The organism is Psittacicella gerlachiana (assembly GCF_003585965.1).
Classification (GTDB): Bacteria; Pseudomonadota; Gammaproteobacteria; order Enterobacterales; family Psittacicellaceae; genus Psittacicella; species Psittacicella gerlachiana.
On record NZ_NRJF01000119.1, the window covers coordinates 1 to 9,893 of the forward strand.

Consider the following 9,893-nt stretch of genomic DNA (forward strand, 5'->3'; position numbering starts at 1 on the left):
GCTCCATTGATTGGTAGTCTTCTCATGATCTTTATGCCATGGCAAGGGATTTATTACGTAGTTACGGGATTATTAATTTTTATTTTAATTTCTTATCTAAAGAAAATTCCCGAAACTATAGATCCGGAGAAAAAACAACCTTTAAATACCTTACGTATTCTCCGTAACTATATAAGTATTTTAAAAACTCCTCCTTCAGTAGCGTTAATTTTTGCGATTACGGCCCTAGAAATAGTAGCAATTTCAATTCCTTCATTATTACCAGCAGTATTAATTGTGGATTATCATATTTCTCCAACTTATAGCTCGATCCTACTAGGATCAAGCATTGTTGCGATTATGTGTGGGATGCTATCGAATCAGTATTTAGTCGGAAGAGGCGTTGCCATTAATCTTGTATGGCGTTACTTTTCGCTCTTCTTACTCTTAAGCATTGTTTTTAATCTATTTTTAGTCCTTACGCAAACGATCAATCCTGTTTTACTCCTCCTCAATATTGCAGTAAATGGATTCTTTGTAGGAGCATTAAACTCTACTATGTACTCGGTATATTTAATGCGTTATGGTCACATTACCGGTACGGCCTTATCGCTCCTACTCTCTTTAATGTTAATCCTTTCTGGAATAATTCTTGCTCCCGTGGCTCACTTTAGTCGCTTTGGAGGCTTAACTTTAGTTAGCGTTATTGGCATTGCGGCATTTCTAGTTGCCTTAATAAACCTAAGTTACCAAAGAATTTGGGGTATTGACGAAGAACAAGCAGCTAATACTCCAGGAGGACACTAGATTTAAGATAAAAAAGTTTACTAAGGCAAAATTTATTATCTAAGTTTACGAACATCTAAAAACTCAAACTAATATTTATTTTCGTTTACATAAAATAAAACCCCAAAAGAATAGTAGTTACTACTCTTTTAGGGTTTTATTTTTACTAAATTTATCTCAAGGCATTATCTCTAGATGTCAATTACTTAACTTTCGAGATCATGACTTGATCTGTCTATTAACTAGCTTTGTAGTAACCTACATCGCTACTTTGGGCTTGCTGTTTTGCCATACTTGTACCACAACCCGAACCACAGCCTCCCGAAACTTCGTGCCCTGCAAAGTGTGCTGGATGCATAGTTTCAGTTTCTAAAGATTGTAAGCCATGTTCTGCTACATAATCTACCATTTCTTGTTCTTGTTGTTCCAGAATGGTAGCAAAGTCTAACTCTGAACCTTCAGGTTTCATGTCTAGTTTATAAAGCAGTTGAGCATCGAAGTTAGCATCCGGATTTGAAGTTGTTAAGAGTTTTTCTCCATAGAAAATACTATTTGCTCCCGCCATAAAACACATAGCCTGCATAGACTCAGGCATTTGCTGTCTTCCTGCAGAAAGACGTACATGAGAAGTAGGCATAAGAATACGAGCAATGGCAATAGTACGTACAAACTCAGTCCAGTCTAATTCTTCGGCTTCAAATAAAGGCGTACCTTCAACCTTTACTAATTGGTTAATTGGGACAGATTCAGGATGAGGATCTAAGTTAGCAAGACTTGCTAATAAGCCTGCACGCTCTTTACGACTTTCGTTTAAGCCGATAATCCCACCACAACATACTTTTAAGCCCGCATTACGTACTTTCCCTAAAGTGTTAATTCGATCATCAAACTTACGGGTGGTAATAATTTTTTCATAATGCTCAGGAGCAGTATCTAGGTTATGGTTATAGTAATCTAAACCAGCTTCTTTAAGTTGTTCAGCTTGTCCTTCTTCTAAGATCCCAAAAGTACCACATACCTCCATCCCCAAAGCCTTTACTTCAGCAATAGCTTCACGTAACATTGGCATGTGTCTTTCTTTAGGACCGCGCCAAGCTGCTCCCATACAAAAACGAGTCGCACCTTTAGCTTTTGCCAGTTTTGCTTTAGAAACTATCTCTTCTTTAGCAAGTAAAGCTTCGTTTTCTACGCCTGTGTTATATCTTGCCGATTGCGGACAATAAGTACAATCTTCAGGACAACCACCAGTTTTTATTGAAAGTAACGTTGAAAGTTGCACTTCACGAGGATCAAAATTTTCTCGATGAATACGAGCTGCCTCAAATACCAACTCTAAAAATGGCGTTTCAAATAATTTTTCCACTTCACACACTGTCCAATAATCAGTTTGCTTATGTGGGGTTAATTTGGTTAATTTAAGTTTTTGCATATTTTTAACTTAATCTTTAAAAGATGATCTTTTACTCAAAGAATTCCCTTCTTAGATCTGATCATCAGAGATAACATAAGCGACTCTCGGTAGAGTGCCGTTAATTTCTTTGAAATCTTAAAATCAAGTCCTCATTATATCACATGCCCACTTTTTTGCGTTCGGCAAAAATAGCTTGCACAAAAAAGATGATTTTGCATAAAAACTTCTTAATTAACCACAAATATTGGTCACTTTAATTGCTAAGCCTCCGGTAGAGGTTTCACGATACTTCGCATTCATATCTTTACCGGTTTCATACATGGCTTCAATTACTTTATCTAAAGAGACACTTGGATCATTAACTCTACGCAGTGCCATACGAGCCGCATTTACCGCTTTCGTCGAAGCTATAGCATTACGTTCAATACAAGGAACTTGTACTTGCCCAGCTACAGGATCACAAGTTAAACCTAAATTATGCTCCATCGCAATTTCGGCAGCAATAAATACTTGTTTAGGAGATCCTCCCATAATCTCAGCAAAACCGGCAGCAGCCATAGAACAAGCTACCCCTACTTCTCCTTGACAGCCTACTTCCGCTCCCGAAATCGACGCATTCATCTTATATAAAGAGCCTACTAAAGAACAAACTAATAAGTATCTTTGTACAATTTCTGGAGTTAAATGCCCATAAAATTTACCATAGTAGGCTAAAACAGCAGGCACTATGCCACAAGCTCCATTAGTTGGCGCCGTTACTACTCGTCCTCCCGCCGCATTTTCTTCATTTACCGCAAAAGCATAGAGATTTAACCAATCCATAGCATAAAGAGGATCTGAGTGCTCTTTGAGAATATCAGCTTCTAGAAGTTTACGTAATCCCGGAGCTCGACGACGTACTCTTAGTGGTCCTGGCAATAACCCTTCAGTGAGCATTCCTCTTTGCATACACTCTTGCATGGTTTGCCAAATACGTTGACAATATTCTTGAATTTGCTCTTGGCTACGTAAAGAAAGTTCATTTTGTAGGGTGAGATAAGATAAAGAATACCCTGTTTGCTCAGTATGCTGTAATAGGTCTTCAGCCGATTTATAATCATAAGGAGCTTTTACACTATTATCTTCACTAGTATCAAAATCCTTATCCGTAACTACAAATCCACCTCCTACCGAATAATAGGTTTGTTGTTCGAGCACTTGTCCTTGGCTATAAGCTGTTACCGTAAGAGCATTTTCGTGACGAGGGAGAAATTCTTTACGAAAATGTAGGTCGGTATAGTAACAAAAATCTATTTCTTTAGCTCCTAACCATAAAGCAAGCTTTTTGCTCGACTTAACTAAATTCATATATTCGGTAATACGTTCAACTTCGACATTTTCCGGCAAATAGCCCATTAATCCCATTACTACTGCCACGTCAGTTAAATGCCCAACTCCGGTTAACGACAGCGAACCATAAATATCTATTTCTACCTTGTCAATTAACTCTAATTTGTTGCTTGCAACTAGAGTTTCCATAAATTTATGGGTTGCCACCATAGGACCAACCGTATGTGAAGATGATGGACCTACTCCGATTTTGAAAATATCAAAAATACTTATCATAAATTCCTAAAAGAGATAAATAAACCGCAATTAACCAAAAGTATTTTCATTGATAAAAAGCTCTTTAAGTATAAAAAGTTCTTGGATTTACTAAACTTACTTAAGCTCATTTTCTTCTGATTAATAAGATAATTAAATTTGTGTGAAAAAATTTTATTTCAGGGGCTTATTATAGCAAAAGCCTATGAAATAATTTTTACAAATTAAGGCTTTTACGCTATAATAACCGCATTATAAGTATGTGAATTTTCATTCTTTTACCCTTAAATATATGGCTTCGAGCCTTAACTAGTGAGAAATAATAATGTCAGATTCAGTTATTCACTGTCCTAAATGTAGCTCAGAATTTACTTACTTCGATGGCGTAACTCATATTTGCTCTATGTGTGCAGCTGAGTTTGATCCTCAAGAAGTAGCAGCACAACAAGCTGCTGGCGAAAAAGTATGGAAAGATGCTTTTGGGAATATCTTAGAAAATGGTGATACTGTAACTTTAATTAAACCTTTAAAAGTAAAAGGTACTAATATTACCTTAAAACAAGGGACAAAAGTAAAAAATATCCGTTTAGTTGACGGAGATCACGATGTAGATTGTAAAATCGATGGTCAAGCTTTTGGTTTAAAATCAGAATTTCTAAAAAAAGCTAACTAATTTCACGCCTAGATGTAAAATCTAGGCTTTTTTCCGCTTTATCTCTTGCACTGGCTTTTTATCTGTGCTATTATAAAAGCCCACCCAAAAAAGGTGGCAGAATAATCCGAATCATATTGTCATTGTATAATCCTTATGATTCTTGAAAATGTGTAATGTATATGTATGTATATTAAGGAGTAAGTATCACTTACTCCTTTTTTTATAATCTTTGTTACAATAATAGTAAGAAGTATTTATTTTTCTCTGGAGGCTCTATGGCTAATTTACTCGCACAAGTTAATCTTGATCACCTTACTCCTGCATACAAAACTCTCGTTAAACAAGTGGCCTCTACCATTGAGCCTGATAACAATCTTGTAAGTGTATTAAGTAATACTTCAGCCTTACTCAATCAACATCTTCAAGATATTAACTGGGTAGGTTTTTACTTACTCCAACAAGAAGAAAATCTTCTCTACTTAGGACCATTCCAAGGCAAAGCAGCTTGTACTCGTATTCCTCTAGGTAAAGGGGTATGTGGCACAGCCGCTGCCCAAAAACAAACCTTAAGAGTTGCAAATGTCCATGAGTTTGAAGGGCATATAGCTTGTGATAGTGCCTCAAATTCGGAAATTGTTATTCCTCTACAAATTGAGAATACAGTTGTTGGTGTCCTCGATATTGATAGCCCGCAACTAGATCGCTTTAGTCCCGAAGATCAACAAGGACTCGAAGCCGTAGTTAAAGTACTTAATGCTCAATTATCTCGCCTTGATGCTGATAACTTTGCTAGTTATTATGAATCACCAAATAATCTCAGCTATCAAGGAGCAAAATACTTAAGTCTTGGGGTCGGCTTAGGCATTATTATTGGCTTATTAAGTGCAGGACTCTTTTTACTCTTTTAATTCCTAATTTAATTTTTTAAGAAATAAGTATTTCGTAAAATCATTGAGATAGAGTTCAAACTGAGATCTTTGCTCTTAAAAGTAACTTTAGATTTTGTTTGCCTTTGTCTAAATTCTAAATAGGTTTTCCTAGAATGCAAAAACCTCCGGAGTTTATCTGGAGGCCTTTTATTGATCGTAAATTAAGAAAATTTATTATTCGGTGTCTGTAGAATTTGTGGTGGCATTTAATTGATCAAGTTTGCTTACATCATTTTTTACAATTAAACTTTTACCGGTAAGATAAAATTGCCCGCCTGCAGTATAGTGTAATGGACGTAAAGCATCAGAAACACCCTCTAATTCCCAATGTCCATCACGGAAAATCTTATCATCAGCCCATCCTGCAACTATACGTCCAACAAAAAGGTCATATTTTTCTTGCATTTGTGGTTCTGGAATTACTTGACAGAGTATCCAAGCAGCTGCATTAGCCACAAAAGGCATCTGCTCATCTTGAATCTTAACAAATTCAATACGACTACGTTCAAGTTTATCAGTATGAGTATTTTTACTCATACTTCCTAAAGCCAAAACTTTTGAGGCTTGTTGAGCTGTAGGAATTTGTACAGCAAAATAGCCTGATTTTTCTACTAATTTACGAGTATAAGAACTAGAATCAAGAACTACCGAGATCTTATCAAAATCAAGCAGGCTTGTCCATGCAGCGGCCATCACATCTATATCTTCTGCTACTTTTGCAGAAATTAAAGTTACCGGACCGTGATTTAATAAACGATATACTTTATCTAGTGGTACTGGTTTTATAGTCATATAATATGGTTAAGCACTAATTTGCTTTTTTAATAATGGGCATTATTATACCATTATTCTTCAATTTTTTAAAATCTTAAAAAATAAAAGTCACTAGAGGAGTGCCTCTCGTGACTTTCTCATTAACCTTTAAAAATTATCTGCTTTTAGAAATTATCTACTTTGATACTTCTACCCGTAGTATAGAATAAACCACCAGCAACATAATGTAATGGGTGTTTATTCTCAGGACATTTTTCTAAGTTCCAGTGTCCGTTATCAAATACATCTTCATCAATCCATGCCTATTCAACACGAGCAATAAGCATGTTTGAATGTTCTTCTAAGTATTGATCTGGAATTAAACGGCATTGAAGCCAAGCTACTGCTCCCTGCATCATTGGAAGCCCTAAAGCCTCTTCAACGGTAAACAATTCAACACCTGAATCTGCAAGTTTATTTGGATTATCTGCTAAAGATTGAGTACCTAGATTCATAATAATGTCAATTTGCTCAACTACAGGGACTTGTACCATAAAAATACCGCTTTTTTCAACAAGAGCACGAGTATAAGCTCCACGGTTCATAACGAGGGAAATAGTTGCAGGGTTATAACCCATAGGACAAATCCAAGCTAAAGGCATAGCATTGGTAATCCCTTGATAGGTAGTTGACACGACAACTAAAGGACCTATATTAAGTAAACGAGCAGCACGATCTGGATCTATTGAGAGAATTGCCATAATCTTTCCTAATATGTTTGAGTTAAATTGGCTTTCTTTGCTAAAAACTTATCTTCTTGGCTAACCATTATTTACTAAGGTTTTTTTATTACAATTAATTTCTCAAACCTAGTTGCCAAAGAATGATCTTGTATAAAAGTGGTTCTAACCCAAACGATAATCAAAATATTTGCAAAAAGTACTTTTGGTATGGAAAAAATAAAAGTTTACGCTAGTTAGATTCTCTTCCAACTTTTATTTTTCTAAGTCTATTTATTTTATCAAATTTACAAAACATTGATCTAACTATTAATTATATTTTACTCCCATTTTCTCCAAAAACGGAAAAGAAAACAAAGCTACTTTTCCTCTTTGTTCCCTAAAAAGTAGTTTTTATAAGAAAAATTCCTTAATTTTGCTGAAAAAAACCTAAAAAACTCCCCCTCATTTCCTAGAGTTCTATTAATAATTGTTCTTAATAACCTAGTAACTTACTAGAGTTTATCTTGATCTTTTTCTCCTCTTATTATAATGTTTTGCTAGCATGTTCAGCTCTAAATGCTATATAATAAAATAGGAAAATGATATTTTTCTCATACCTATAGAGGTAATATCAGGTTTTGTTTTTTAGATGCAAGTTATTCTTAAGAATACTTCAATTAATTATTTATGAATAAGAAGATGATCCTCATGAAAAGAAAACTCTTAGCTTCAGTTTGTGCTGCTTTTCTTTTAGCAGCTTGTGCGGGCAATAAACCTGAAGCTTATACTCAATCTACAGTTCCTTATTATGTTCCTGCAGATTGGATCTATGTAGATGCTTCAAGCTATTCTACACGTTTCCGTATTGAAGCCGTATCTGGTGAAAATACTCCGGTTAATCCTTTATTAAATACCGTAATTAACAATGTAAAAGTTACAGGTACTTTACGTGGACATCTTGTTGATTACTATTATTTAGACCTCAAAAAAGGTCAGGTTTTAACAACAGACAATACCAATAAAGATGTGGTGATTCTCATTGACTCTAAAAATGATAATCCTACTTACTATCCATTAATGGTAAAAGACTATCCAAATCTCTCAAATATTGATGGTCGTGTTCGTGTGGCGGTAATGCTTAAAGATCCAAAAGCAACTCCTTCTTGTTGTGTCCACTATGACTTCACCATTAAAGTTGAAGATAAGTCAGCAGAGAATAAAAATAGCCAATAATTATCAATAAAATCTCCATAGCGAGGGTAAAATTATATACGTATCTATAGTTTTACCCTCGTTTTGCAATAAAAAAGTACAAAAATTGTGCTTTTTTCCACAATTTCCTCTTCCCTTTCGTGATAAAATGGTATAATATAATCACAAACATATATAGTTTTTATTCATTCTGTTATTCAAGTCCTGGGAAATATTTATGTTCGGCCTAGGACTTTTTACTCTATTTTTACTTCTTATCCCTTTTTCCTCTAAATGAAAAACTCCTCGTAAAAAAACTTTACCTCTTTTTTCTTCCCATACTCTTTCTAAACTCCTTGACTTTCCTTTTCTTTATCCCTTATTTTTTCTCTCTTTTCTTGCAGAACTTTACTTCTTTATTCTTTATCCTTTTCTTTAAGAATTTTTACCTCTTTATCCTTTATTTTTAGCTCTCAATTTCTCTTACTATTATTTTTATAACATTGAGTATCTAGTTCATCTCTCTAAAATACAACCTTTGAGTTCATCCCCTTTGAAATTACACGGACAAAAAAAGAGCGAGGATTATTTCCTCACTCCTAAGTTGAATTGACAAAAACCTTACAGAAATCCATTTACGGGTATCTCTATAAATAAAATTAACCTTTTTGTTGTCTTTCGTGGATTTCTGATTTAGATTTACAGTTAATACATAATTCCGCTGTTGGTCTTGCTTCTAAACGACGCATGCCAATTTCATCACCACATTTTTCGCAATAACCAAAATCTGGATCATTTTCAATACGGGTTAAAGTTTTATCTAACTTTAAGATTAAACGACGCTCACGATCACGATTACGTAAGGTGATCGCAAAGTCAGATTCATGATCAGCTTGATCTACTTCATCAGCATAGTTACCTTTTTCTTCACGCCATGCTTCTTTAGTTTCATCAAGTTGTTTTAGTAAACTTTCTTTAGTTGCTAAAATAATATCTTTAATATGTTTTAATTGACGAGGATTCATATATTCTTCCCCCTCTTCAAACACATAAGGTTTAATATTTAAAGCTTCTAAAGACTTAGCTGTTGAAGCATAAGATTTTTGATCAATATTCGATTCTACACGAACAATTTCACGTTCAGTGTAAGGAACTATTTCTTTTTCGATAATAACGTCAACTAAATTTGAATTATTATTGCTGTCGCCGTAAAGGTCAAAGTTATCATCAAAACTTACATCGTCAGCATCATCAAATTCTTCATCTTTACTTCCGGTTAAAGAAATATTTGAGCTTACATCATCATCGAAATCATCGAACTCTTCTTCGATTTCATCAAAGTTGTCATCACTGAGATCCGTGCGACCTTTACTTGCTAGAGCAAGATTTTTTTCGAGTTCAAAATCATTTTCTGATTCCTCGGCAGCTACTTTGCGAGGACGACCGCGACCACGTTTTTGGCTACTCTCATCAACTAAGCTTCCAAGCATAGTTTCAGTTACTTCAGAAGTTTTTGGTTTACGTCCACGCTTTTTTGGTGCGTCTGCTTTTGGAGTTAGAGATAATTTTACCGGTTTTGTTTCTGAAGTGGCAGTGGTAGTTTGTTGGTCTTTTCTTGGACGACCACGACCTCTTTTAGGTTGTTGTTCTAATGTCATTTTTAATATCAACTTATAGGTCTTAGCTTACTTAGCACTAGTACACTAAGAAGAAAAAAGGGATTATAAAAACAAAATGTAATAAATTATTTCATTTTATTCACAATGTGCTAATAAACAAAACACTTTACTTAAAACTAGATTAAATTTTAAATAAGTTTTTTAATCGTGCTAATTATACAAGGAATCTATATTTTTCGTTTAATTTTTTTCTCAAATAGATCC

At 34.7% G+C, this 9,893-nt stretch carries 8 protein-coding genes and 1 pseudogene; 4 read left to right on the top strand and 5 right to left on the bottom strand.

Features of this window, described 5'->3' with window-relative positions:
* On the top strand, positions 1-786 hold a 786-nt coding region (locus CKF59_RS04475), incomplete at its 5' end, for an MFS transporter (RefSeq protein WP_119534777.1).
* Positions 787-1,213: 427 nt separating this feature from the next.
* On the opposite strand, the pseudogene bioB reads toward CKF59_RS04475, so the two are convergent.
* Together bioB and CKF59_RS04485 are read right to left on the bottom strand one after the other, a co-directional pair.
* Positions 1,214-2,194: pseudogene (bioB, locus tag CKF59_RS04480) on the bottom strand (biotin synthase BioB); the annotation flags it as partial.
* Positions 2,195-2,407: 213 nt separating this feature from the next.
* Positions 2,408-3,781 (bottom strand): L-serine ammonia-lyase, encoded by a 1,374-nt coding sequence (locus tag CKF59_RS04485; RefSeq protein ID WP_119534779.1) that lies wholly within the window; start codon positions 3,779-3,781, stop codon positions 2,408-2,410.
* Between the two features lie 304 nt (positions 3,782-4,085).
* Here CKF59_RS04485 and CKF59_RS04490 point away from each other — a divergent pair, with 304 nt between their 5' ends.
* Positions 4,086-4,433, top strand: a complete 348-nt coding sequence (locus CKF59_RS04490; protein ID WP_119534780.1) for a zinc ribbon domain-containing protein YjdM — start codon at positions 4,086-4,088, stop codon at positions 4,431-4,433.
* Positions 4,434-4,690: 257 nt separating this feature from the next.
* Positions 4,691-5,323 carry a GAF domain-containing protein gene (locus tag CKF59_RS04495; RefSeq protein WP_119534781.1) on the top strand — a complete coding sequence of 211 codons (633 nt, stop codon included), beginning with the start codon at positions 4,691-4,693 and terminating at the stop codon, positions 5,321-5,323.
* Positions 5,324-5,518: 195 nt separating this feature from the next.
* Here the strand turns inward: CKF59_RS04495 and CKF59_RS04500 are convergent, their stop codons facing one another.
* Complete coding sequence (locus CKF59_RS04500) at positions 5,519-6,136, bottom strand: flavin reductase family protein (protein ID WP_119534782.1); 618 nt, start codon at positions 6,134-6,136, stop codon at positions 5,519-5,521.
* 284 nt (positions 6,137-6,420) lie between these two features.
* The gene (locus CKF59_RS04505) at positions 6,421-6,858 is read right to left on the bottom strand and encodes a flavin reductase family protein (protein ID WP_119534783.1); all 438 of its coding nucleotides are present in this window, start codon (positions 6,856-6,858) and stop codon (positions 6,421-6,423) included.
* A 669-nt stretch (positions 6,859-7,527) separates the two neighbouring features.
* On the opposite strand from CKF59_RS04505, the gene CKF59_RS04510 reads away from it, so the two are divergent.
* On the top strand, positions 7,528-8,052 hold the full coding sequence (locus CKF59_RS04510) for a hypothetical protein (protein WP_119534784.1): 525 nt from the start codon (positions 7,528-7,530) through the stop codon (positions 8,050-8,052).
* Positions 8,053-8,669: 617 nt separating this feature from the next.
* Here the strand turns inward: CKF59_RS04510 and dksA are convergent.
* On the bottom strand, positions 8,670-9,668 hold the full coding sequence (dksA, locus tag CKF59_RS08080) for an RNA polymerase-binding protein DksA (protein ID WP_119534785.1): 999 nt from the start codon (positions 9,666-9,668) through the stop codon (positions 8,670-8,672).
* Positions 9,669-9,893: the final 225 nt, after the last annotated feature.

What these genes read in the sequence shown, in the direction of transcription:
- CKF59_RS04485 (WP_119534779.1), bottom strand. Translation starts at nt 3,781, where the DNA reads ATGATAAGTATTTTTGATATTTTCAAAATCGGAGTAGGTCCATCATCT.
- CKF59_RS04490 (WP_119534780.1), top strand. Translation starts at nt 4,086, where the DNA reads ATGTCAGATTCAGTTATTCACTGTCCTAAATGTAGCTCAGAATTTACT.
- CKF59_RS04495 (WP_119534781.1), top strand. Translation starts at nt 4,691, where the DNA reads ATGGCTAATTTACTCGCACAAGTTAATCTTGATCACCTTACTCCTGCA.
- CKF59_RS04500 (WP_119534782.1), bottom strand. Translation starts at nt 6,136, where the DNA reads ATGACTATAAAACCAGTACCACTAGATAAAGTATATCGTTTATTAAAT.
- CKF59_RS04505 (WP_119534783.1), bottom strand. Translation starts at nt 6,858, where the DNA reads ATGGCAATTCTCTCAATAGATCCAGATCGTGCTGCTCGTTTACTTAAT.
- CKF59_RS04510 (WP_119534784.1), top strand. Translation starts at nt 7,528, where the DNA reads ATGAAAAGAAAACTCTTAGCTTCAGTTTGTGCTGCTTTTCTTTTAGCA.
- dksA (WP_119534785.1), bottom strand. Translation starts at nt 9,668, where the DNA reads ATGACATTAGAACAACAACCTAAAAGAGGTCGTGGTCGTCCAAGAAAA.